22 protein-coding genes are annotated in these 23,826 nt (G+C 71.6%); 9 read left to right on the forward strand and 13 right to left on the reverse strand.

From position 1 onward, the window contains the following. Positions 1 to 113: 113 nt before the first annotated feature. Positions 114 to 2,864 carry an ABC transporter substrate-binding protein gene (locus tag ACFYP4_RS09565; RefSeq protein ID WP_388784324.1) on the forward strand — a complete coding sequence of 917 codons (2,751 nt, stop codon included), beginning with the start codon at positions 114 to 116 and terminating at the stop codon, positions 2,862 to 2,864. A gap of 36 nt (positions 2,865 to 2,900) precedes the next feature. Here ACFYP4_RS09565 and ACFYP4_RS09570 read toward each other — a convergent pair whose 3' ends face one another. Then, a complete protein-coding gene (locus ACFYP4_RS09570) occupies positions 2,901 to 3,836 on the reverse strand; it encodes a helix-turn-helix domain-containing protein (RefSeq protein ID WP_388784326.1) in 936 nt (311 codons plus the stop codon). Positions 3,837 to 3,963: 127 nt separating this feature from the next. Here ACFYP4_RS09570 and ACFYP4_RS09575 point away from each other — a divergent pair, with 127 nt between their 5' ends. After that, on the forward strand, positions 3,964 to 5,007 hold the full coding sequence (locus ACFYP4_RS09575; RefSeq protein ID WP_388784328.1) for a saccharopine dehydrogenase family protein: 1,044 nt from the start codon (positions 3,964 to 3,966) through the stop codon (positions 5,005 to 5,007). A gap of 53 nt (positions 5,008 to 5,060) precedes the next feature. On the opposite strand, the gene ACFYP4_RS09580 is transcribed toward ACFYP4_RS09575, so the two are convergent. Further along, positions 5,061 to 5,456, reverse strand: a complete 396-nt coding sequence (locus ACFYP4_RS09580; RefSeq protein WP_358851844.1) for a hypothetical protein — start codon at positions 5,454 to 5,456, stop codon at positions 5,061 to 5,063. 338 nt (positions 5,457 to 5,794) lie between these two features. Between ACFYP4_RS09580 and ACFYP4_RS09585 the strand changes: the two genes are divergently transcribed. Then, entirely contained in the window at positions 5,795 to 8,158 is a 2,364-nt protein-coding gene (locus ACFYP4_RS09585; RefSeq protein ID WP_388784330.1) for an AbfB domain-containing protein, read from the forward strand. Between the two features lie 98 nt (positions 8,159 to 8,256). On the opposite strand, the gene ACFYP4_RS09590 is transcribed toward ACFYP4_RS09585, so the two are convergent. Then, entirely contained in the window at positions 8,257 to 8,937 is a 681-nt protein-coding gene (locus ACFYP4_RS09590; protein ID WP_388784332.1) for a beta-glucanase, read from the reverse strand. 312 nt (positions 8,938 to 9,249) lie between these two features. On the opposite strand from ACFYP4_RS09590, the gene ACFYP4_RS09595 reads away from it, so the two are divergent. After that, the gene (locus ACFYP4_RS09595) at positions 9,250 to 10,107 is read left to right on the forward strand and encodes an oxaloacetate decarboxylase (RefSeq protein ID WP_388784335.1); all 858 of its coding nucleotides are present in this window, start codon (positions 9,250 to 9,252) and stop codon (positions 10,105 to 10,107) included. A gap of 58 nt (positions 10,108 to 10,165) precedes the next feature. Here the strand turns inward: ACFYP4_RS09595 and ACFYP4_RS09600 are convergent, their stop codons facing one another. The 6 genes from ACFYP4_RS09600 to ACFYP4_RS09625 form a co-directional block, all read right to left on the reverse strand. Next, complete coding sequence (locus ACFYP4_RS09600) at positions 10,166 to 10,909, reverse strand: phosphotransferase (RefSeq protein ID WP_388784337.1); 744 nt, start codon at positions 10,907 to 10,909, stop codon at positions 10,166 to 10,168. 105 nt (positions 10,910 to 11,014) lie between these two features. Then, positions 11,015 to 11,569, reverse strand: coding sequence for a hypothetical protein (locus ACFYP4_RS09605; protein ID WP_358851849.1), 555 nt, complete (start codon positions 11,567 to 11,569; stop codon positions 11,015 to 11,017). Between the two features lie 23 nt (positions 11,570 to 11,592). Next, positions 11,593 to 11,853, reverse strand: a complete 261-nt coding sequence (locus ACFYP4_RS09610) for a hypothetical protein (protein ID WP_358851850.1) — start codon at positions 11,851 to 11,853, stop codon at positions 11,593 to 11,595. Positions 11,854 to 11,997: 144 nt separating this feature from the next. Then, the gene (locus ACFYP4_RS09615) at positions 11,998 to 12,786 is read right to left on the reverse strand and encodes an SAM-dependent methyltransferase (RefSeq protein WP_388784341.1); all 789 of its coding nucleotides are present in this window, start codon (positions 12,784 to 12,786) and stop codon (positions 11,998 to 12,000) included. 69 nt (positions 12,787 to 12,855) lie between these two features. Then, positions 12,856 to 14,007 carry a winged helix DNA-binding domain-containing protein gene (locus ACFYP4_RS09620; protein WP_358851852.1) on the reverse strand — a complete coding sequence of 384 codons (1,152 nt, stop codon included), beginning with the start codon at positions 14,005 to 14,007 and terminating at the stop codon, positions 12,856 to 12,858. A 223-nt stretch (positions 14,008 to 14,230) separates the two neighbouring features. Next, positions 14,231 to 14,671, reverse strand: coding sequence for a helix-turn-helix domain-containing protein (locus ACFYP4_RS09625; RefSeq protein ID WP_388784344.1), 441 nt, complete (start codon positions 14,669 to 14,671; stop codon positions 14,231 to 14,233). Positions 14,672 to 15,066: 395 nt separating this feature from the next. Here ACFYP4_RS09625 and ACFYP4_RS09630 point away from each other — a divergent pair, with 395 nt between their 5' ends. The 3 genes from ACFYP4_RS09630 to ACFYP4_RS09640 all read left to right on the forward strand — a co-directional run bounded on the left by ACFYP4_RS09630 (position 15,067) and on the right by ACFYP4_RS09640 (position 17,551). Beyond that, a complete protein-coding gene (locus ACFYP4_RS09630; protein WP_358853244.1) occupies positions 15,067 to 15,309 on the forward strand; it encodes a DUF6411 family protein in 243 nt (80 codons plus the stop codon). Between the two features lie 107 nt (positions 15,310 to 15,416). Next, a complete protein-coding gene (ppk2, locus tag ACFYP4_RS09635; RefSeq protein ID WP_358853300.1) occupies positions 15,417 to 16,406 on the forward strand; it encodes a polyphosphate kinase 2 in 990 nt (329 codons plus the stop codon). Positions 16,407 to 16,705: 299 nt separating this feature from the next. Further along, positions 16,706 to 17,551, forward strand: a complete 846-nt coding sequence (locus tag ACFYP4_RS09640; protein ID WP_388784347.1) for a restriction endonuclease — start codon at positions 16,706 to 16,708, stop codon at positions 17,549 to 17,551. Positions 17,552 to 17,686: 135 nt separating this feature from the next. On the opposite strand, the gene ACFYP4_RS09645 is transcribed toward ACFYP4_RS09640, so the two are convergent. Beyond that, a complete protein-coding gene (locus ACFYP4_RS09645; protein WP_388784350.1) occupies positions 17,687 to 18,430 on the reverse strand; it encodes a DUF4097 domain-containing protein in 744 nt (247 codons plus the stop codon). A 401-nt stretch (positions 18,431 to 18,831) separates the two neighbouring features. On the opposite strand from ACFYP4_RS09645, the gene ACFYP4_RS09650 reads away from it, so the two are divergent. After that, the gene (locus ACFYP4_RS09650) at positions 18,832 to 19,887 is read left to right on the forward strand and encodes a ScbA/BarX family gamma-butyrolactone biosynthesis protein (protein ID WP_388784353.1); all 1,056 of its coding nucleotides are present in this window, start codon (positions 18,832 to 18,834) and stop codon (positions 19,885 to 19,887) included. Between the two features lie 643 nt (positions 19,888 to 20,530). Here ACFYP4_RS09650 and ACFYP4_RS09655 read toward each other — a convergent pair. Continuing rightward, entirely contained in the window at positions 20,531 to 21,130 is a 600-nt protein-coding gene (locus ACFYP4_RS09655) for a dihydrofolate reductase family protein (protein ID WP_388784356.1), read from the reverse strand. Continuing rightward, complete coding sequence (locus tag ACFYP4_RS09660) at positions 21,127 to 21,987, reverse strand: metalloregulator ArsR/SmtB family transcription factor (protein WP_388784359.1); 861 nt, start codon at positions 21,985 to 21,987, stop codon at positions 21,127 to 21,129. Before ACFYP4_RS09660 ends, ACFYP4_RS09655 begins: the two co-directional genes overlap by 4 nt. A gap of 150 nt (positions 21,988 to 22,137) precedes the next feature. Here ACFYP4_RS09660 and ACFYP4_RS09665 point away from each other — a divergent pair, with 150 nt between their 5' ends. After that, complete coding sequence (locus tag ACFYP4_RS09665; RefSeq protein ID WP_388784363.1) at positions 22,138 to 22,725, forward strand: TIGR00725 family protein; 588 nt, start codon at positions 22,138 to 22,140, stop codon at positions 22,723 to 22,725. 338 nt (positions 22,726 to 23,063) lie between these two features. Here ACFYP4_RS09665 and ACFYP4_RS09670 read toward each other — a convergent pair whose 3' ends face one another. Next, positions 23,064 to 23,231, reverse strand: coding sequence for a hypothetical protein (locus tag ACFYP4_RS09670; protein WP_358853251.1), 168 nt, complete (start codon positions 23,229 to 23,231; stop codon positions 23,064 to 23,066). Between the last annotated feature and the right edge of the window lie 595 nt (positions 23,232 to 23,826).

Here is a 23,826-nt window from a genome sequence, read left to right on the forward strand (position 1 = left end):
CTTCCGGTGAAGGGGCTTGGAAGAGCGAGCACCGCGAGTAACCTCTCCACCTCAGTACAGTCACGGCAGGCCGGTGAAATGGGCTGCCCAGGGGGATTTGAGGGGGATCTTCCATGGCCGGGCCTCATCATGAGTCGAGCGGATTTCCGGACGACGAGGGTGCCGACGATTTCGTCCGCGAGTTCCGTCAGGCGGTCTCACCCGCCGACCGGGACATGCTCGCCCACACACCGCCGCTGTTGATCCTGGACGTCGCCGGGGACGACGCCGAGTACGACCGCCGGGTCCGGCGGCTCGTCGAGGCGCTCGAGCGGGCGCTACGCGGTCAGCAGGACGCGAAACTCGTCCCGTACGCACTCCCGACGGCCGACGACGCCTCCGCGCTGCTGTCCGGCACCGCGGCCCGCGGACTCGGCCGGGGGATGCCCAGGCACATGACGCCCGACCGGCTGCCGGGTTTCTGGCCCCTGTGGGATTCGGTCGCCTACATCCGCGCGCACGCGGAGGAACGGCAGGCTCCGGGAGCGGCCGCGCTGCGCGATCATGCGCATGAGCAGCTGCGCCTCAATCGCCAGCAGCGGCGCGAAGGACGCGTGCAGGCCGCCCTCTGGGCACTCGGTGGCGGTGAATCGCCACCGGTCGGCGGGCTGCGCGGCTGGCTGCTCGGCTCCCTGTGGCACGGCGTCACCCGGACTCTCCCCCGCTGGTGGTGGGAGCGACGCAGGACCCGGCGGATGGTACGCAAGCCGCGCCTGTTCCGCCCCGCCCGTCAGCGATGGCTCGGCGGGATGCTGGGCATGACCGGCGACGCCGAGACGCTCTTCGCGGTCATGGACGAAGTGGCCGACCGGCAGATGGCGCGGCTCGTGCTGCCACTCGACCATCCCCGGCACCAGGAGTCATTGGCCGCTCTCGAAGCGCTCCTGACGCGAGCACTGCTGGAGGACCTGAAGGCGCCCGCGATCGGCAGATGGCGCCCTCTGCAACGCCGGCGCACCGCGCGTCCGGTGTTGCTGGTGCAGCTGCCCCGGCAGGACAGACCGAGCGCAGTGGCCGTGGAGCGCTTCCTACGGGCGTTCCACCGTGAGCGCAGGAGCACCGCACAGTCCCCGGGGCCGCTGGTCATCGCGATCGGAAAGCCCTCGCAGCAACTGCTGACGGACCTCGGCAGTCCGCCCGTGTCCGGTCTCACCCCGGCGGGGCGCCTGCTGCATCAGTCCGGCTCCGAAGTGGTCCTGGTACGGCTCAAGGAGGAGCCGTTCACCCGCGAGGGGCTGTTCATCCGCCCGACGTCACCGGCCACCTACCGCGTGAGCGGCCGCCTGATGACCGCGGGTGCGGCCGGCGGCATCGCACTCGCCCTCGCGCTGGCCGGAATCGGCGCGGTTCAGGCGTCCATCCCGGACACGCCGGAGAACAGCAGGTGCGTGGCCGGCGACATGCCCGTCGCGGGAAGCAGGTACCGCCGGCCCGTCCCACTGCACCCCAAGCAGTGGTACGACCAGACGCTGGCGGAGATCCGCACCCAGAACCGGCGGGCCGAGGCTTTCGCGGCGCAGGGCAGGACGGTTCGCACGGTCGTCGCGTTCACGTCGAACGGTCCGACATCGAGAACGGACACACTGTTCGACGGCACCATTCCGGAGCTGCGCGGCATCGCCATGTGGCAGCGCAAGCTCAACGACGACGCGATCTCCGACGACTCCCGGGTGCCGCTTCGGGTCGACGTACGACCGAGCGGTGAGGGTTTCGCCCACGCCGAACAGGCGGCACGGAAGCTCGTCGACCAGATCACCGGTGGCAGCCAGGGCACCGGCGGCCCGACCTACGAGAAGGTGATCGGCGTGCTCGGCTTCGCCCAGAGCAAGGAGGCCACGCGCGAGGCCCTCAAGATCCTGGAGCAGGCGGGCCTCCCCGTGATCGGGACCACCGCCACCGCGGACGAGATGCTGGTCAGTGCCAACTACTGGCCGTTCACACCGCTCAACAGCACCGAAGCCCACATCGCGGCGAACTTCGCCTCCAACTCCCCGGTCATCGCCCGCTCTTCGGGCGGGTGCGAGCCGGCCGAACGGGCCGTCGTCATCCAGAGTCCCGCGGACCTGTACAGCAAGAGCCTCGCGGACAAGTTCCGCAGTGACTTCCGCGGCACCAGCCAGCTCATCAACTTCTCGCAGACCAGCGACTTCTCCGGCGCGCCCGCGGGCACTCCGAAGATGAAGAGCGCCCACGACCTCGCCGAGACCGTGTGTGACGCCCTGCGCGGTTCCGACCCCACGATCGTCTACTGGTCCGCGCGCGCCCGCGACTTCGTCGCCTTCGTCAACGCCCTTGACACGCAGGGGACATGCACCGACCGCGACATCACCATGCTCGGCGGCAACGAACTGACGAACGTCGCGCTCACCGGCGAGTTCAACGACAAGACCTGGCTGCGCCTGTACTACTCGGCGCACCGGATGCCAACCGGCGACGGCGCCGCCGACAACAAGACCAAGCAGTTCGTGGACGTGTACGACCGCTTCGTGCCCGGAGCCGCCAAGGACGACCCCTGGCGCGACGACGGCCACTCCGCCGTGTCGTACGACGCCTTCCACGTCCTGTCCCGCGCCGCTGACATGGCGGTCTCCGGCCAGGGCGACCTGGACCCCAACGCCATGCTCACCGCACTGCGGAGCGGCATCACCTTCGACGGTGCCACCGGCTATGTCTCCTACGGTCAGGGCAGCAACATGCCTCCGCGGAACAAGACCCTCGTCCTGCTGCGTCAGTCGGCCCAGGGGCCCAAGGTGGCGCTGGCGTGCGGGGCCTACCGGCAGGACAAGTCCGACCGCCCGGAAGACGGCGCGTGCGCCGCCCAGTAGGGCATGCGCCGCACATCGTTGTCGCCGACTCCGCACTCAGGAACGGAAGGTACGGCGGTAGGTGTCGGGCGGGACGCCGACACTGCGGTGGAAGTGACGGCGCAGGGTGGTGGCGGTGCCCATGCCGGTGGCCGCCGCGATGGTGTCCACCGTGGCGTTGGTGGTCTCCAGCAGTTCCTGGGCGTGGCGGATGCGCTGGGTGTGAAGCCATTGCAGTGGTGTGGTGCCGGTGAGGCTTTTGAAGTAGCGGCCCAGATGGCGTGAGCTCATGCGTGCCTGGCGCGCCAGGTCCTCCACGGTGAGCGGTCGGTCCAGACGCTCCAGCGCCCAGGGGAAGAGCTCTCCCAGTGGGTGGTTGCCCGGGGCGGGGAGGGGGGTGGTGATGAACTGGGCCTGGCCGCCGTCGCGGTGGGGTGGAATGACCAGCCGCCGGGCGATCTTGTTGGCGACGGCCGCGCCGTGGTCGAGGCGGACCAGGTGCAGACACAGGTCCATGGCGGCGGCCTTGCCCGCGGAGGTCAGAACGTCGCCGTTGTCGACGTAGAGGACGTCCGGATCGACGGTGGCCGCGGGGTGGCGGCGGGCCAGCTCCCCGGTGTGGGCCCAGTGCGTGGTGGCACGCCTGCCGTCCAGCAGTCCTGCCGCGCCCAGGACGAAGGCGCCCGTGCACAGTGAGGCCACGCGGGCGCCGGCCTCGTGGGCGCCGCGTACTGCCTCGACCAGCTCGGCGGGCGGGTCCCGGTCGGTGTCGGCCCAGCCCGGGACTATCACCGTGTCCGCGCGCCTGAGGTGGTCGAGTCCGTGGTCGGGTTCGACGCGGAAGCGGCCGACGTGGACCGGACCGTCTCCGCAGACGGAGAAGTCGTACCAGGGGTCCACGACGTGGGTCAGGTCGCTTCCGAAGATCTCGAGCGCCACGGACAGTTCGTAGTGGAGCATGCCGTCGGTGACGGCCAGCGCGACAGCAGGCATGTCCGAAACTGTACGCGTCATGTCGTTTCCGACAGTCGTGCGGGGGCTGCCGTGACGACAGGATGTGTAGGTCAGGGCGCAGCGGTTCGCAGCGCGGCGCGCGTCTCGCGGACACGGGGAGAGTCTCATGGGGTCAGGTCAGCCGGTGGCGGTGTTCGGTGCGTACGGTCACACCGGGCGGTTCGTGGTCGCGGAGCTGGCCGCGCGTGGGTTCGTCCCGGTGCTGTCCGGCCGCAACGCGCAGGCCCTGGGGGAACTGGCCCGCGCGTACCGGCTTGAGGCCCGGGTGGCCTCGGCCGATGACCCGGTTTCGCTGGACCGAGCGCTGGCGGGCACGGCTGCGGTCGTCAACTGCGCCGGCCCCTTCGCGTCGACCACCGGCCCCGTCATCGAGGCCTCGCTTCGCGCGGGCATTCCCTACCTGGACGTGGCCGCCGAGCTCGAAGCCAACCTGGACACCTTCGCCCACTACCGCGAACGGGCCCGGGAGGCGGGAGCGGTGGTCGTCCCGGCCATGGCCTTCTTCGGCGGGCTCGGTGACCTGCTGGCCACGGCGGCCATGGGCGACTGGACCCATGCCGACGAGGCCCACATCGCCTACGCGCTCAGCAGTTGGCACCCCACCGCCGGCACCCGGCTCTCGGGCGCGGTCTCCCGCGAGCGGCGCGGCGACCACCGTCTGCGCTACGTCGGCGGACAGTGGGAGCGCCGCACCGACGCCGCGCCCAACCTGAAGTGGACCTTCCCGGAACCCGTGGGACCGCGGCAGGTGATCGGGGAGTTCACCATGGCGGACGCCGTCACCGTCGCCCAGCACCTGTCCATCCCCGACGTGACCACCTACATGAGCGCCGAGGCGGCCCGCGACGTGGCCGCCCCCCACACTCCGGCTCCCACCGCCGCCGACGAGAGCGGGCGTTCCGACCAGACCTTCCTCGTCGACGTGGTCGTGCGCCGCGGCTCGGCCGAGCGCCGGGCCACCGCCGGCGGCCGGGACATCTACGCCGTCACCGCGCCCCTCGTCGCCGAGGCCCTCGAACGCGTTCTGACCGGTCGCACCAGGGCCGTCGGCGTCGTCTCCGCCGGCGAGGTCTTCGATGCCCCGGACTTCCTGCACGCGCTGGCCCCGCACATCTCACTCGACCTGCACCCGCACGGACAGCACGCCTGACCTCACCCGTCCGCGGTCCGCCGGGCACGCCACAGCACGACAGGGGCGGCCGATCAGGCGGAGGCGAACGCCTCCTCCGGAACGTCGTCCAGGACGAACCCGTTGTCGAGCCGGACACGGACCGTGACGCTGAGCATCTGTCGCTGGTGGGCGACCCACTGCTCTTCCAAGGCACCCACCTGCTCCTCCAGCCGGCTCCGGCTCGCCGATGGCATCTGGTGGCCGAAGGTGTCGAGGAGCGACTTCAGGCGCAGGTACTCACTGACCTCGTGGCTCTGCTGCCGGTGATGCTCCTCCACGTGCTCGACGGTCCCCTCGACGCCCGCCGCCAAGGCCAGTGAGCCGGCGAAGGCGACTGGCTCCTCCTCGGTCTCCCCCGCGGGGGTCACGGACCCGGCCAACCGGAGGTCCGCCGCCAGCCGCACCCGTTGCCCCACATTCAGCGTCATCGATCCTTCGTCTTCCTCGTCGGTCCCTGGAGATCCGGTACGCGTGAGGACCTGAGTCGGCTCACGTCCCACCCGCACTGCTCCCGCAGCCGCACACTAGCGTCAGGAGCTTGCGCGGTGGGACCGCACCACTGCCGCACGCGAGGGCATCCCGGTTCCCCCGCACCGCGGGAGTCGGTGAATCCGTTGTCATGCACCTGTACAACCAGTCGAGGCCGTGCTGTCATGCCAACTGCCGCCCTTTCCAACGTTGTACAGGCCGGAGCGGCGAATCGCCACCCCGGCCGCTCGACGTCCGTGCACGTCCTTGCGCCCCTTTCCGACCTCAAGGAGTCACGATGCGCAGCTCCGCTCCTCCACGCCCCGCGACCGTGTGGCTCAGACGGCGAGCGAGGCGGATCGCCTCCGTGCTCGCCACCCTCACGCTGGTGTGTGCGGCCGCCCTGACTGCCACCGGCGCCGCCCAGGCCGCTCCCGCCGCGTGGACCCCCAAACCGTCTCCCATGACCACCCCGTGGACGAACCAGGTCCCCGTCGACAAGCCGCTGCCGGAGTACCCGCGCCCCCAGCTCACCCGCCCCGACTGGGCCAACCTCAACGGGATCTGGGACTTCGCCGTCACCTCGGCGGACGCCGGGCAGCCCTCGACGTTCCCGGACCGGATCCGGGTACCCTTCGTCGCGGAGTCCGCCCTGTCCGGCATCCAGCGCAAGATCACCCAGAACGACAAGCTCTGGTACAAGCGCACCTTCACCGTCCCGGCCGGCTGGAACGGCCGCCGCGTCCAGCTCAACTTCGGCGCCAGCGACTGGCGTACGACGGTCTGGGTCAACGGCACGCAGGCCGGGGCCACGCACAGCGGGGGCTACGACTCCTTCTCGTACGACATCACCGACCGCCTCAACGGCGGCACCAACACCGTCGTCGTGTCCGTCTGGGACCCCACCCAGACGGGCGGCCAGGCGGTCGGCAAGCAGCGCATCAACGACGTGGCCCCCCACCCCGGCGGCGGGATCTTCTACACCGCCGCCTCCGGCATCTGGCAGACGGTGTGGCTGGAGCCCACGGCCGCGGCCCACATCACGCGGCTCGACCTGGTGCCCGACCTCTCGAACAACACGCTCCGGGTCACCGTAAGAGGCGCCGGCGTCTCGGGGCAGAGCGCCAGGGTGACCGTGTCCTCCGGCTCGACCGCGGTGGGCAGCGCGACGGGCCCGGTCGGCAGCACGTTCTCGGTGCCGGTACCCGGCCCGCACCTGTGGACGCCCGATGACCCGTTCCTCTACGACGTGAAGGCGGACCTGGTCGCCGGTACGACGACGGTCGACTCCGTGGGCAGCTACACCGGCATGCGCTCGATCGGCATCGCGAAGGCCGGCGGCGTCCCGCGCCCCGTCCTCAACGGCACGTTCGTCTTCCAGACCGGCACCCTCGACCAGGGGTACTGGCCGGACGGCATCTACACCGCGCCCACCGACGACGCCCTCCGGTACGACCTGCAGAAGCACAAGGACCTCGGCTTCAACATGGTGCGCAAGCACATCAAGGTCGAACCCCAGCGCTGGTTCTACTGGGCGGACAAGCTGGGGTTGCTGGTGTGGCAGGACATGCCCTCGATGGACACCCGCACGCCGGACGGCGCCGCCCGGACGCAGTGGGAGACCGAGTACGACCGCATCATCGACCAGCACCGCAGCTCACCCTCCGTGGTGATGTGGGTCGACCAGAACGAGGGCTGGGGGCAGTACGACCAGGCTCGCATCGCCGACCACGTCAAGGCGTACGACCCCTCGCGGCTGGTGGACAACATGAGTGGCGTCAACTGCTGCGGCGCGGTCGACGGCGGTAACGGCGACGTCCTCGACCACCATGTCTACGTCGGCCCCGGCACCACCGTGCCCGGCGCCACCCGCGCCGCCGTCCTCGGCGAATACGGAGGCCTGGGCCACAAGGTGCCGGGGCACGAGTGGTATCCGGGCGGCGGCTTCAGCTACGAGGACCAGCCGGACCCCGCCCACCTCGACAACCGCCTGATCGGGCTCCTCGACGCCCTGCGCGAGGTGCGGATGCCGGCCGGGCTCTCCGCCTCCGTCTACACGGAGATCACCGACGTGGAGAACGAGGCGAACGGCCTGCTCACCTATGACCGGCAGGTCGTCAAGGTGGACACGGCCCGCGTCCGGGCCGCCAACCGCGCGCTCATCGACACCTCCCGCACGCCGGTGACCCCCGTCGCCCTGCCGGCGAACCAGTACAAGTCCCTGCGGGTCACCACACCCGGCTACACGAACCGCTATCTGCGGCACCGGGACGGCGCCGCGTACACCGACGTCGTCGACGCCACCGGCAGCGCTATGCTCAAGAGCGACGCCACCTGGAAGATCGTGCCGGGCCTCGCCGACAGCGCGTGCTACTCCTTCGAGTCACGCAACTATCCCGGCCAGTACCTGCGCCACCGCGACTTCCGCGTCTACAAGGAGGCGGGCAGCGGCGACGTGTTCAGGGCGGACGCGACCTTCTGCGCCGTACGGGGCGCGGGCGGCGCCGTACGACTGTCCGCGTCGAACTTCCCCGAACAGTATCTGCGGCACTACAACGCCGAGTTGTGGCTCGCCACGCCGGGCGGCACCCACGCCTGGGACAACCCCGCCTCGTTCGCCGAGGACACCACCTGGGCCGTCGAGGCGCCCTGGGCGCCCTGAGCAGAGGCGGGGGGGCGCACCGTCCGCGACGCCGGCCCACGGGCCGCGCCGGGCGGTGCGCCCCCGCCCGTTCAGTCCTCCGCCACGTCCGCGCGGGGTCAAGGGCAGTTCCCCGGTGCGTCGGCGAGCGGCGGACGGCGCACGGTCAGGTGCTCCACGGCGTACGACATCTCCGTGACGCCCGGGTCCGGGGGCGGGTGGTAACGCCCGCCGCACACGGACAGGTTGACGATCAGGTGGGCGAACCAGTGCTCCCCCACACCGCGTTCGTCGGCGAAGGTGCGTACGCCGTTCACCCACCAGACCACGGAGCGGGCACCGAACTCGACGCGCAGTTCGAGGGGCCCGCCGGGGCGGACGGCTTCGTTCTGGTGGTAGAGATGGCCGCCGCGGACGTGGTTGGACAGTTCCAGCAGGTCCGGGTGGTCGGGGTGGTACTCGAACACGTCGATCTCCTGGTCCCCGTCCCGCCAGGTCCAGACGGCGGGCCAGGCACCCATCTCCCTCGGCAGGCGCACCCGCGTCTCCAGGACGTCCCCCGCGCGGACGACGAAGCCTTCCTCGCTCCCCTCGGTGGTCAGCAGACCCGTGCTCCACAAACCGTCCCGCCGCCGGGTGGCACGGAAGATCCCGCCGCGGGAGTAGGCGGGGTCGGACACCAGGTAGTCGAGTTTGTCGTCCGACCGGTTGACGGGGCCTCCCCCCGGATAGGCCCATGAACGCCCGGCGACCCACTGACGGCGCGAATTGAAGTCGGCCGTGAAGACGACATCGGACACAGGCCGACTCCTTGTCGTGAGGGAGGAACGTGCCTTGCGACGGTCGATTTCTCCCCAGCGTGCAACCGCCCATGCCCCGATCGGCGCCGTGGCCGTCCTAACAACCCGATGGGATGAATTCACCTGGGACGGCGCCACGCGGGTGGGGCGCCGGGGGCCGATGAGGAAACCGGCCACGGGATCCGAGCGGGTGTCCGAAAGTGCCGCGTCCGGCCGAGTGACACCGATTCGCACCGGTATGCGCGGCACTGCGAAGATCACCGCGCACTTCACCATCGCGGCGGTGCGCCGCCGCCTGCCCCCGGAGGGTCAATGAGCTACGGGCTCGGACTGCGTGAGGCCATCGCCGGCGCGGAGACGACACCGCTGATCGGGATCTACGACATGTACTCGGCTTCCCTCGCGGCGCGCCACTACGACGGTCTGTTCGTCTCGGGCTTCGGCTTCGCGGCCTCCCACTACGGGCTGCCCGACATCGGGTTCATCGCCTGGCCCGACATCGTGGCGTTCACGGAACGGCTGCGCCTCGCGTTCCCCCGGCACCATCTGCTGGTGGACATCGACGACGGCTACGCCGACCCCGAGGTGGCCTGCCACGTCGTCCAGCGTCTCGAACGTGCCGGGGCGTCGGGGGTGATCCTCGAGGACCAGAAGCGGCCCCGCCGCTGCGGGCACGCCGACGGCAAACAGATCCTGCCGCTGGAGGAATACCTGGAGAAGCTCCACATGGTGCTCGACAGCCGTACGGAGATGGTGGTGGTGGCGCGCACCGACGCCACGGAGGACGCGGAGATCGAGCGCCGCGCGGTGGCTCTGGCGAAGAGCGGTGCGGACGTCGTACTCGTCGACGGCGTGCGTACCGTCGAGTCCGTCCGCCGGATCCGCGAGGTGACCGGCGGGGTGCCGCTGCTGTTCAACCAGATCGGCGGCGGCAGGTCGCCCCGGCTGTCCCTGTCCGAGCTGACGGAGCTGGGAGTCGACGTGGCGATCTACAGCACGCCCTGCCTGTTCGCCGCGCACGACGCCATCGACGACGCCCTCACGCGTCTCAGGGACGCGGACGGACGGCTCCCGGAGCCCCCGCCCGGCGGTGCGAGCGTCAAGGCGTCCACGGAGCTTCTCGAACGGAACATCAGCAGGCGTCACGGGAGTCGGCACGTCCCGGCCTGACAGTCCCGGCGCCGGCTCGACGCGCACGACGGGCGGCGGCCCGGTACGCCGCCGGCCCTCAGGTCACGCTCCACAACCGTCGGTAGAAGGCGGTGCGCTGCGGGTCCGGGGCGATGCCGTAGGCGTCGAGGAGGTCGTCCTCCCAGCCCGGGCCGTAGTTGTGCCGGGTGTTCCACGTCGCCACGGCCAGGTCCGCCCACCGGTCCGCGACGCCGAGCGCGCCCATGTCGACGTGCGCGGCCCAGGAACCGTCGTCGTGCAGCAGCGTGTTCGGTGCGCAGGGGTCGCCGTGGCAGACCACGAGGCGGTCGACCGGCGGAGGTCCGGGCAGGTCCGCGGGCACCCGGACGCCCACCGCCCGAGCACGTGCCAGACGCCGGTCGACGGACCAGCTGAAGGGGCACTCCGCGACCGGCAGCCGCTCGTGCAGGGCCCGCAGGCCCGCGCCCATGGCCCGGACCGCCCTGCCGGGATCCGCCCTCCACCGTTCACTCACGGCACTGTCACCGGGCAGCCCGTGGGTGACGAGCCAGGACCCCTCGGCGTCGGCCCCCTGCTCCCGCACCCGCGGCACCGGCGTGAAGTCACCGGCCCAGCGCAGCCGTACGGCCTCCGCCGCCAGGTCGAGCCCGGAGTGCGACGGGGCCCATTTGGCGAACAGGCCGTCCGGCCCGTCGCCGATCCGGAAGGTCAGGCCGCCCAGCTCGTTCTGCCACACCGGCAGGATCGGGCGGCCCCGGGACAGGGCGGTGATCGGCGCGGGCACCCGCACGCTCGGCGAGGGAGGTCCGGAATAGGGCATGGACACATGGTCCCCTTCCCGTCGGGTGCCGCGCCGGGAATTTCCGCGCTGGCCCCCGGACTTCACCACCGCACGGCCGGCTCCGAGCCACGGCCTTTCGCCCGCTCAGCGGCGGTCCGGTGACCCGGCTCCCGCGTCCGCCGCGGCGGGCGAGGCGTCCAGGACGTCACGCATGTGCCGCAGCCGCCGGTTCTGCCGGTTCCCCGCGTAGATCATCCAGCTCAGGCTCCCCACGGCGACCAGGGAGAAACCGATCGTCTGTCGCGGACCCGCCGTCATGGCCGTCGCGACCAGGAGGAAGGCGGACATCAGAACCAGGAAGACGGTGGCGGCGACACGGTGACGGGTGCGGTGCAGTCGCTGCGTGACGAGCTCCCGCATGGCCTGTCGCTCCGCCGGGTCCGCCGGTACCTCGCCGCGGCGCAGCTTCTGGTCCAGGGACACGAGCCCGGTCGCCGAACCGCCCGCGGCACGCTTCTCCCTGCGCCGTACGACGCTCAGCACGATCACCGCGCCGACCGAGGTGACGGCGAGGCGCCCCAGTACCGCGACCGGTGACTCGCCGGGACTGACCAGCATGATCAGTCCACCGGCGGCGAGGATCGACAGGACGACCTGCAGCCAGAGGTGCTCTGCCAGAAAGGTGTTGGACTTCTCCACGATGCGTCCCCTCCGGACAGGCCTCAGAGCCACGTTTTGCGGCGGGCCGCGGCGAGGCGCAGCCCCAGCGCCACGGCCAGCAGGACCCATGCCACCGCGCAGTGGACCCAGGCGGTGACGCCCCGCGCCGCGTCGACGGCGCTCCAGGTCGCCCAGAGCAGCAGGACGACGCACAGGGCCGTCCAGGCGATGTCGGTGATACGTGTGCGGAGTTGCGCCCTCTGCCGGGTACCGGGTTCGAGGTCGCCGAGCCCGGACGTCTGGTCCGTCCCCCGTGACGTCATGTTCCTGCTCCCCTCCATCGCATCGAGGCTTCCCGTGTACCCCGCGCCTGGTGCCGCAAGCCCGGCAAGTGGCTTACGTGACAGGGGCGTTGGGTCATGGCGGCGGCCTTGCGGGGAGAGTGCGTCGGTCGCGGGACGGGTCCGTCAGGGGATGCGGGCCACTCCCGCGTAGATGCCGCTGCCCTCGGGCTCGGGCGCCGGAGTCGTGCGGAACCACTCCGGGGCCGTGACCAGGCCCGGTTCGACGAGCTCCGTGCCGTCGAAGAAGCGGGCCACCTCCGGGCGGGTGCGGAAGCCGAGCTGGATGCCGGCCCTCGCGTACTCGGCGGTGACCTGTGCCGCCAGCTCGGGATGGCGGTCGGAGGCGGCGTGCGACAGCACGAGGTAGCTGCCGGACGGCAGGGTGGTGACCAGATTGCGGACGATGCCGTGGGCGTCCTGTTCGTCGGGGACGAAGTGCATCAGGGCGATGAGGGACAGGGCGACGGGACGGTCGAAGTCCAGGACGGCCCGCGCCCGTTGGAGGATCGCCGCGGGTTCCCGCACGTCTGCCTGGATGTAGTCCGTGGCGCCCTCACGGTGGCTGATCAGCAGCGCCTCCGCGTGCCGCAGCACGATCGGGTCGTTGTCGGTGTAGACGACCTTCGCGGCCGGCACCATCCGCTGCACGATCTGGTGCAGGTTGGGCTCGGTGGGGATGCCCGTGCCGATGTCGAGGAACTGGTCGATGCCCTCCCCGGCGAGCCAGGCCGCGGCCCGGTGCATGAACTGACGGTTCTGCCGCGCCGCGTCCCGCGCCTGGGGCGGAAGCTTCTCGCCGACGGCCTCGTCGACGGGGTAGTTGTCCTTGCCGCCGAGGAGCCAGTCGTAGACCCGCGCGGGATGCGCCCTGCTGGTGTCTATCCGCGGGGGGTGAGGTGTGTCGGTCGTCATGGCGGGCTCCGGCGCGCGAAGGATCCAGTGTTTTCGATCACCGTAGTCTGGCACAGCATCTCATCGCACTCACACGGCAGTTGGGAGGATCCTCGTCTCCGCGGCGGGCAGCCCCTTGACCCACCAGTGGTCGTAGCGTCTGTAGACCGCGGGCTCCCGGGAGGCGAGGAAGGCGGTGAGCGCCTCGGCTTCCGCGGCCAGAGCTTCCCAGACGTCTCCCGGGAGGCGGTGGAAGGCGGTGGCCTCGATGCCGCCGTCGACGGTGCGCCAGACACCGGCGACGTGACCGTCGACCAGCAGCGTGGGCAGGACGTCGCCGTTCACACGCGTCACGTGCTTGCGGTAGGCGGGCGGGACCACGCGGCTGCGGTCGGCGTAGGCCAGCAGAACGCTGTCCCACATCGCCATCAGCCGGGGCGGGGCGGCGGTGTCCTCGGCGGGCCGGGGCGCGCCGGGGAGGTCGAACACGGCCGTGCCGTCCGGGCCCTGCAGTACCTCGAGTTCGTCGGCGAGGGACTCCACCGCCGCCCTGACCCGGGAGCGCTGGACCAGCGCGAACTGCGCCATGTCGGCCACGGACGCCGGTCCGAAGCCCTCCAGGTAGCGGCGGATCAGGACGCACAGGCCCTCGGCCGCAGCGGCGGGGTCCGCCGGCACCGGGCGGCTGCCCGCCGCGACGTACGACGGTCTGGTGCCGAACGACCAGGGCCCGCCGGTGGGCGCGTGCCACAGCGGCGCGTACTGCCGCAGCATCCGCTGCGCCCCCGGCTCCACCGGTGCCCCCCGTCGCTCCGTGAGCCGGCTCCCCAACTCGGCTGCCGTACGCGGCCGGTCGGCGTACTTCAGCAGGTCCTCGACGAGTGGGCCGGCGTCGTCGGCGGTGAGCCCGGCGCCGGTGAAGCGGGCGTCCCCGAGTCTGGATCCGCGCAGCGTCGGCTCCATGGCTTCGCGGAAGGCCACGTAGTCGTCGACGTGGACCACGTGCAGGGTGAGCCGCATCAGCGTCGACTTGACCGTGCGCAGACCGGCCAGGGCCGTGTCGAGGGCGGCCGGGTCGAAGTCGCTCAGCCGGTTCCAGAGCGCCACGTACGGAGAGGCGGGCTGCTGGGCCTGCAGAGCCACCACACGTCGCACCGCGTCCAGGACGTCCAACGGTTCGCGCCGCAGGAGCAGTTGCCGGGCGAGCGTGGCACGGTTGAGCGCCCGTGCGGTCGTCTTCATGCCGTGATTCTCTCCCGCCACGGTGCGGTGCGGGGTCCGGTCCCCATTCTCTCCCGCCTCGGTGCGGTGCGGCGTCCGGTTCCGCCAGGTCGGCCCGCTCCGGTACGTGGCCCGAGCGGGCCTCCGCCGGTGCGCCCTGCCCCGTCTGCTCGCCGGACACCACGAAGCCGCCCGCCCGCAGTGCGGGCGGGCGGCTCGCGTCCGCCGGTACGAGGGGACGCCGCTACTGGGCGGAGACCTTCACGTCGTCCGACACCACGTCGGTCGCGTACGCGATGGACAGTCCCGGGACCTTCTGGGCGACCCGCGCGACGACCGCCCGGTGCCAGCTCGCCGGATACTCGGACTCCGGGTGCGCGGCCCGGTATTCGAGATCGTTCCGGTACGTGACGATGCCGGGTTCGGGGAGGTCGGCGAGGCCCGCCACCGCCTTGCCGACGAACTCCCCGGTCAGGCGGTCAAGGTCCCCGAGGGCTGCCCGGACAGCACCGGGCACGTGCTCCAAGCCCTGCTCCCACTCCTCGACCGTGGCGGGCGAGACCCCCACGTGCTCGGCCAGCCATTCCTCGGTGAGGCCGAGGAACTCGCGCACGACCTTGAACTCCGCCGGCGTCATCGCCCTGCCCTCCGGCACGCCGTCGAGGTTGCGGTTCTGGCTCATCATGTCCCTTCGGCTGGTGAAAAGGGTCCGGCAGGCGGCCGGGTACCCGCGGAATCGGGCACCACCCCGGGAGTCGGCCGGATCGTCACGTCGCGCCCGCCCGTCCCACCGGCGGCTGCCCGACGGGTCCACGGTCAGCTTAGGCCAGGGCATCCGCCGGTCCCGGCCGGGCGGCACCCGGGCACCACGTGGTTCACGTGACCCACTGAGTCACCGGGCCACCGGGCCACCGGGCCGGACGCCGACTCCGCCGGACCACGCATGAGGGGCCTGGCAGCGGGCACGCGGAAGACCCCAGAGGGGCAGCCGTCGTGCGCTCACTCCGCCGTCCCCGGCGACGCGCCGGAGGAGTGCGGGGCAGGCGGTCACCCCGTCCGATTCAAGACCCGAGGTGTGTCATGGTCGTCCTCGCCATCGTCGCCGTGTGCGTCGTTCTGCTCGTTCTCGCCTTTCTGGTGCCTCGGCTCTCACGGCATCCCGAGCGCGGCACGCAGCGCACCCTCGGAGCCGGTTCCCAGGCCGCGGGCAAGGCTCCGGGCCGACTCGGCCGCTGGCTGAGCAAGCCGTTCCGGAGCAGCTCCAAGGCGGTCGGCCACAGCGGGTCCACGGGACGCCGGGCGCGCAGCCGCATGCCATTCTGAACTGGTAGAGGTCCTTGTTCCGCCGCGGTCCGGTCCTCGCACCGGGCTTCGGCGGGTGCAGCAGCCGATGTCGCGAGCAGGAAGGTACCCAGTCCGTGGTTGATCCGGTGAGGCCGCATTCGGAAGCCGCGAAGCGGGCGGACACGCCCGCCGGAGCGGAACTTCTCGCCGGTCTCCGTGTGGACGAGGAGCGCCCCGAGCAGCCCGTACTGCTCGACGGTGACGGCAAGCCCCTCGACACCTGGCGTGAGAACTACCCGTACGACTCGAAGCTGGGACGCAGGTCCTACGAACGGCAGAAGCGCATTCTGCAGATCGAGCTGCTCAAGCTGCAGAAGTGGGTCCGGGAGACCGGACAGCGCGTGGTGGTGGTGTGCGAGGGGCGGGACGCGGCGGGCAAGGGCGGCACCATCAAGCGGTTCACGGAGCGGCTCAACCCCCGCGGGGCCCGTGTGGTGGCGCTGGACAAGCCCACCGAGAGGGAAGCCGGGCAGTGGTACTTCCAGCGGTACGTCCCGCACCTGCCGGGTCCCGGAGAGATCGTCTTCTTCGACCGGTCCTGGTACAACCGGGCGGGCGTCGAGCGGGTCATGGGCTTCTGCACCCCTGCCGAGTACCGGCACTTCTACGCCCAGGCCCCGGTCTTCGAGAAGCTGCTCACCGACGACGGAATCGTGCTGATCAAGTTCTGGTTCTCGGTCTCCCGCGGCGAGCAGCGCACGCGTTTCGCCATCCGGCAGGTCGACCCGGTACGGCAGTGGAAACTGTCCCCCACCGATCTGGCCTCGCTGGACCTGTGGGACGCCTACACCGAGGCCAAGGTCGCCATGTTCCGGGCGACGGACACACCGTATGCGCCGTGGACGGTGGTGAAGACCAACGACAAGCGCCGGGGCAGGCTGGAGGCGATCCGCCATCTCCTGCTGCGCTGCGACTACGCGGCGAAGGACGCGGAGGCGATAGGGACGGCCGACCCTCTGATCATCGGTGCCGCCGACACGCTTCTGGAGCGCGGCGAGGAACCCACCGACCTGTCCCCCACTCCGCTGTCCCCGCACAGCGACGGCCCCGGTCAGCACCCCGAGACGGCGGGCTGAGCGGCTGACCCTCGCTCGGCGGCCCCGGTCCGGGGCCGCCGAGCGAGGGTCAGGCCGCGTCCGGGGACTTCGAAGCGGCGGCGAGCCAGGCGGACCCGCCTCTCCTTCTCGGCCGTCAGCGAGCGGCACCGGCCTCACTCGCCCCCCTTTCGCCCTTCACCCCAACAGGCCGCGTCTGCATCTGACCTCTCGTCAAGCAGGCCTCGACAGAAGCGATGTGACCTGTCGCGCTGAACTCGTTGATCTTGGGCAGACGACAGAAGTGATCTTCGTACTGTCCGGGAGAGGGGAACGCGCCCATGGCCACACCCGTGCGCCGAATACCGCCGATGAGCGGTCGCCGCAAGTTTGATCTGCGGTCCACGGCGTTGTCCTTCGGCCTGCTGGCCGTCGCCATCGCCGTCCTGGGGTTCACCGCCAAGGTGGCCGTCGGTGTCCTCGAGCGGCGCCCGGTGCTGGCCGTCGTGCTCTGCCTGGTCGGCCTGCCGGTCGCGGTGGCCTTCCGCAGCGGCCGTCGCCGTTTCTCCGCGAGGCGGGCCGCGCGCCGGGCCGCCGTCGCACTGGACGAAGGCACCGCGGCCGCCCTGCACACCCTGGAGACCGCGCCGCTGGGCCCGCCGATGCCGGCCGGAGCCCCGGCACCGGTCGACGACCTGCCCGTTCCCGAACCGGCTCTCCCCCTCGGCACCGAGGTCACCGCCGTGACCGGGCTTCTTCCCGGCACCGGACAAGAAGGTGTCGACTACGACGCCCTGGACGCCGACGAGTTCGAGCAGGCGGTCGCCGCCCTGTGCGAGCGCGACGGCTGCTCGGACGTCGAAGTCGTGGGCGGCGCGGGCGACTTGGGCGCAGACGTGGTGGCCACCGCGCCGGACGGGCGACGCGTCATCATCCAGTGCAAGCGTTACTGCGACACCAACAGGGTCGGCTCCCAGGACATGCAACGCTTCGGCGGCACCTGCTACACCGTGCACGGCGCCGATGTGGCCGCGGTGGTGGCCACCAGCGACTTCACGGCGCCCGCGGTCGAGTACGCCGCGCAGTGCGGGATCCTGTGCCTCGACGGAGAGGCACTCCAGGCGTGGAGCGACGGTACGGGGCCCGAGCCCTGGGCCATGGCCGTCGACAACGGCGCGGTCAGCTGAACGGCACTCGGGGCATCCGCGGACCCGGGAGAACCCCGGCCCGCCGGGGCGGGCCTGCGTAGGCCGGCCGCCGGGGCGGGCCTGCGCAGGGGGCCCGCCTCGACGGGGCGCGGCGGAGATGCCTCGACGGTCTCCCTACGCGCGGGCGGCCGTGACGTCGCCGTTGACCGTGGAGAGCTTGAGGCTGCGGCCGTGCGCGGCACCGTCGGTCGGGACCTTGACCGAGGGACGGCCGTTGTCCGTGGTCGCCGAGACCCGGTAGGCGGGGGCGTCGTGCGGCAGCGTGACACGGACCGAGCCGTTCGTGGTGACGGCGGTGGCGCTCGACGGGGACGTGCCGCAGTCGATCACCACGTCACCGTTCACCGTGTCGGCGTGCAGCCGTCCGGCGCGCAGGGTCTGCGCACGCACCGAGCCGTTGCGGGTCGCCAGCCGTACCTCGGCGCCCCGTGCGCCGGAACGGCTCACGCTCACATCGCCGTTGACCGTCGTCAGATCGAGGCCCGCGGAGATGCCGGCCACGTCGATGCCGGCGTTGCGGGCGGTGACGTTGACCGGGGTGTGCGCCGGGACGTCGATCTCCGGCATGCGGGGGCACTCCCGGTGGCGGTCGTCGTCGGCCGGGCACGACAGGTCCAGCACCCAGGTGTCGTCCCGGTGGGACCAGTGGCCGCGGACGCGGCGGTCGACGCCGACCGTGTCGCCGTCGGCGGGCCGCAGGCGTACGCCGTTCTCCGTGGTGATCACCAGATGCGCACCGCGGGTCAGGGCGGGGCGCGCGTCACTCACCGGTGAGGCACCGTGCCCCTCGTCTCCCCCGCCGCACGCGACGACGAGGGGAGCGAGTGCGAACAGGGCGGTAACACGCCACGTGTGCATGGTCGTTGGCTCCATGCCCGACCGGATTCCCCGCCCCCGGTCTCCCATGGCACCTGCACACCGAAGGACGGCGTCTCCTGGCTCACCTGGTCGGCGGTCGAGCGGTCGCGAGCCGAAGATCATGCCGCCCTCACCCTCAGAATAAAACCGCACGGGTGGTTTTTGCAAGGCCTAGACCTCGCGACTGCTCACCCTCGTCGGCCGGTCGCCCGGTGCGGCCACACCCGCGCGTAGCGGAAGGGGTTGCGCCGCTTTAACCGGCGGAGCACCGTCCGGTTCCCGCCAGAACCGATCATCAAAATGCCTTGAAAACAAAACCGGTGGGTCCGTATCTTATCGATTCTGAACTTCTTGCACCGTCCCATCCACTCCTGCGCAGACGCGGAAAGAGGCGGCACGCGATGACCCTTCTGACCCTTCACCCGGCACACGACTCCACCGCGCCCAACGGGCGTTCCACACCGGAAGTACCGCTGATACCGGCCATGTCGACCGGGCCTCTCACGCCGCACGCCACGTCGGCGGGGCTCGTCGCAGCCGGTGGCCTCACCACCACCGTCCCCCGCGAGTACGTCCACCGGGCGAGCCACGCCGAGGTCTTCCTCACCGGCTGCCGCAGACGCGACGACGCGAACTACGCCCTCACCGGGCAGTGGCCCCGGGCCCATACGTTCTTCACGACTCCCGACGGCGCCCACCACGACGCCCTGCAAGCGGCAGAAACCATTCGTCAGACCGGTCTCTACCTCGCCCACGCCGAACTCGGCGTCCCCCTCGGGCACCATTTCCTCCTACATGACCTCACCGTCACCACGCACCCGGAACAGATGTCCATCGGTTCGCTTCCGACCGATCTCACCCTGCACGCGACCTGCACCGACGTGGTCCGCAAGGGGATACGTCTGGCGGAGTTCCGCATGCAGATCACGATCACGGGCGACGACGGCCGTCCCTACGCCGCGGGCGGCGGGAGGTTCACCTGCCTCACTCCCGCCACTTACCGCCGGCTCCGCGCCGCCGGCATCAGCGGCGACCCGCTCCCGCCCGCGGCAGACCCCTTCGGACGGCCCCACCCCGACGTGCTCGCCCTGCCCGGCGTGGTGGGCAAGCTCCACCCCTTCGACGTCGTCCTCTCCCCCACCGGCGACGCCCACCGCTGGCTCCTCAACCCCGACCCCTGCCACCCGGTCCTGTTCGACCACGGGGGCGACCACTACCCGGGCATGGTCCTGGTAGAGGCCGCACGCCAGGCCACCCACGCCCACCACGTCCCCGCCAACCCCCTCACCACGACTCTCGTCACGGAGTTCCACAACTACGCCGAACTCCGCGCTCCGCTCCTGATCGAGACCACGCTTCAGCCCGGCCCCGTGGAGGCGCCGGCCGTGCGCGTCACCGGCCGGCAGAACGACCGCGCCGTCTTCACCACCGACGTCATCACGCTCACCACGCCGTAGCCGGGCCCGGCTTCTTCTTCGTCCGACACCGGCACCGGCACCGGCACACCCACAGTGCCGGACGTGACCGGACCAATTCCCAACGGGCGAGCGACCGGCCGGTGACCAGTGCACCGACTCCGGGTCCCCCCTCCGCTCGGCTGCCCCTCCGCACAGACTCCCTTCGCACGGACCAGCGAGTGTGCCGGCAACCCCCGCCGTCCTCCTTGACGGTCTGCACACCTGCGCTCTCGGTGATGCGCACGCGTCACCGATTCGAGAAAGCAGTTGTCCGCGACCGTCACCCCACACGGACCCGTCAGTCCCCTCCTTGGCAGCAGAACACCGCAGAACGCGCCCATCCCAGGATTCGCCCGGCAACCGGGGCGCACACCGGCCCTGCGACTGCAACTGCGACTGCAACTGCGACTGCAACTGCGACTGCTACAGCGCCTGCTCCTGCCCCTGCTCCCGGCTCCCGGCTCCCGGCTCCCGGCTCCCACGACCCCTCCCGCCGTACCGCACCACCATGGGCGGAATCAGCCACACCGGTTCGTCCCGGCATGCGGGAGGGACTCCGACGCGGGTCGGGGTCCCTCCCCCGCGACGGCTCGCCACCCAGGTCACGTCGACCGGGCCACCTCAGCGCACCCGGTCGTACGCCTCAGCGCACCCGGTCGTAGACGAGGGCCAACGTGCCGTGCTCCCCCGCTGTCTGGCTGACCAGGTCCCACTGCGCGGCGGGCAGACCGTCGTCGAAGAGGCGCGGTCCGTCGCCGAGAAAGACCGGAAGGACCGTGAGCGCCAGCCTGTCGACCTCGTCGGCCGCCAGGAGCGCCTTGACGACACTCGCGCTGGAGAGCACGAGTATGTCGCCGCCCTCGGTCGACCGGAGGTCCGCGACCGCGTCGGAGGCCGGCTTGTCGACGATCGCCGTCCGCTCCCAGGGCACACCGTCGAGAGTGGAGGAGAGGACCACCTTGTCGGTGCCGACGAGCCACTTCGCGAAGGCCTCGTCCCGAGGGTCGACACCTTCCGTACCGATGACAGTGGGCCAGAAACCGAGGAACCCTTCGGCGTTGACCCGTCCGAGCAGGGCCGTCGTCGCCGACGCGTGGAGGGCTGCCAGGTGGTCACGGGCGACGTCGGTGTGCGCGTACGGCATCATCCAGCCCATGTCCCGCGGATCGCGCCGGGCGTAGTGGCCGTCGAGGGAGAGGCTCATGTTGGTGACGACCCGGCGGCCGCCGGTCTGCTCCGTCATGTCGTGCTCCTTGCATCAACGGGAGTGTCGTCGGTGTCAGGCGCGTCCGCGGCGAGGGCCGCCGCGAGCTTGTCGAGGCTCTGGCCGAAGCCGATCTCGATCCCGGCGATGAAGTCGGCCGAGTCGACGGTGCTGTCGGTGATCCGCCACTGCACGTCGAGATCCGTGCCGGCCCCGGTGGGCCGCAGGCCGAAGTCGACGAGGGCGGTGAAGGCCGGACCGCCGTCGGGCAGCAGCGGGGAGAGCCGGTAGGCAAGGCGCTCTCCGGGGCGCACCTCTTCGACGACTCCCGCCGCACGCCCTGCGACCGCGTCGGATCCGTCCGCGTCCTCGGCGTCGCGGTACTCGTGGACGATCCGGCCGCCCTCTCGTGCCTCGAAGAGGAGCTCGGAGACGCGGAGGCCGTCGGGCGTCCACCACCGGGCGAGCAGGGAGGCCTCCGTCAGATGGCGCCAGACCTGCTCGGGGCCCCCGGCCAGTGACCGTTGAAATCCGAACGAGCGGCCGTCGGCCCACCCCGGCGCGTCCGCGGCGAGCCGCTCCGTACGGAGTCCGATCCCGTATCTGTCGTAGGTCGCGCGCGGGCCACCGTCCACCTCAACGGTGTCGGCAAGCCGGCCGAGCACCGCCGCCAGGTCACGCAGGGGTGCGGCCCTGAGCGCGTAGATGCGGCGCTGTCCGGTGCGCTGGGAGGTGACGATGCCTGCGCGCTCCAGAGTCTGCAGATGTTTGGTCGTCTGCGGCTGGCGCGCCTCGGCCAGCTGCGCCAGGACACCGACCGACCGGGGCCGCTCGGCGAGCAGGCACACGAGCCGCCAGCGCGCGGGATCGGCCAGTGCGGTGAGGATTGCTTCCATGGCCCGAGCATTCTCCGCAACGCATATTCTTGTCAAGGAATATTTCGACGGGTTCGGACCGGGTATGTCCCCCTCGTCCAGGCGCAGCGCGCCTCGCGCCGACCTTTGGAGCCCGTACCGGCCTGCCATCCCTTCCGCCCGGAGGTCCTCGTGCCGGAGATCGAGACCAAACACCCGCCCCCCTACGTCGCTGTCGCCGGACCGGGCGAGGCCGGCGTACGGGAGACGGAGCTGGCGCGGGAAGTCGGCTCGCTGCTGGGACGGCGGGGTGCGGTGGTGCTCTGCGGAGGGCTGGGCGGCGTCATGGAGGCCTGCGCCGAGGGCGCCGGGGCCGCGGGCGGGACGGTCGTCGGCCTGCTTCCCGGTTTCGACCGCAGCGCCGGGAACCGGCACCTGAGTGTCGCCGTGGCCACCGGCCTCGGCGAACTCCGCAACGGCGTCCTCGTCAACGCCTGCGACGCCCTCATCGCGGTAGGGGGCAGTTGGGGCACCCTCAGCGAGGTCGCGCTCGCTCTCCGCGCGGGCAAACCCGTTGCCGTGCTCGCCGGCTGGGGTCCCCCGGCGGAGGCAGCCTCCTCGTCCGGGACGGCGCTGTTGACGGAGGTGTCCACACCCGCCGAGGCGGTTCGGATCGCCATGGGGGACTTAGCACGGCGGCCGGCACGTGGTGTGGCGTGGGGTGGGGTCGGGTGGCGTCAGGGGTGGCGACGCCGTGCGGGGGTCGCGGGTTTCATCTGATCGTGCCCCCGTACACACGGATGCCGATCGGCGGGCGCCCTCCGTGATACACGGCCGCCGCCCGCGGGGGGTACGTCCGGCTGGTGTATCACGCCGGTGTGGGTGTTCAGCTGGGCCGTGCTGCGGGCGAGGGGAAGCCGGTCGCCGGGCAGGACCTCGGGGAGGACGTCCCGGAGGGGGTCGGCGAAGCCGCCAACAATAAGCCTCAGGGGGCGGTGAGCAGCGCGGCGCTCAGCTGACAATGCGCGCGGGGGTGCGGGGGTGCGGTCAGGTCGTGCAGCGGTCCGGGTGGCGGCCGCCTGCGTACGGGATCACGCACGGGCGCCGTCGCCGCGAGTTCAGGCCCCGGGCAGCTGCCCGGTCGACTCGACGACGCCGAAGTCCAGCACGTTCTCGGCGGTGCGTTCGGTTTCGTGCGCAGCCTGTCGGACGCTCGCGAGGACGTCGCCCTGCTCGTCGACGAGGCGGTCGTAGATCGGCGCCGGTGCGGTGGGAAGAGCGGGCACGGGACTGGACTCCTGAGGATCGGCTGCATGACGAGGACGACCGCCGAGCCGGGGCCGACCACGGGAGGACCCTACGCCAACGTGATCGATCACGGGCAGCCGGGAGAGTCCCACGTCAGAGATGTGGGCTACACCACCTGTCACAGGCCGATCAAGCCGCCGCCGACCTCCCCGCGGAGAGCTCCGCGGCCGGAGGAAGCGTTCCTCCGGCCGTTCCGGCTCCCGCCTGCGGCGCCGCCCGAGACGGCACCCGCGGGTGTGGACGCGGCGGGGCGCCGGGGAGTACGGCGTGCGGATCCCACCGCGGGAGGGCAGCGCTTCCGCCGGCAGGCAGCCGGGGCGAGAAGACCACTCCGCCGAGGCGACGCCGCTCGCCGGCCGGACGTGCCAGTCCCATCCGGACTGCGGACGGCCGGGCCCTCCGGTGCGGGGCGGGATGGGCCCTTGCGGTCCAGGGCGAGACGGACCCTTCCGGTCCAGGCCAAGGCGGACGCTCCCGGTCCGAGCCGGGACGGACCCGGCCGGGGCCGGGCGGGGCCAGGCCCATCCGGTCCGGGCCGGACCCCTCGGTCCGGCCAGACCCACCCGGTCCAGT

Source organism: Streptomyces sp. NPDC005551 (genome assembly GCF_042871785.1).
GTDB lineage: Bacteria > Actinomycetota > Actinomycetes > Streptomycetales > Streptomycetaceae > Streptomyces.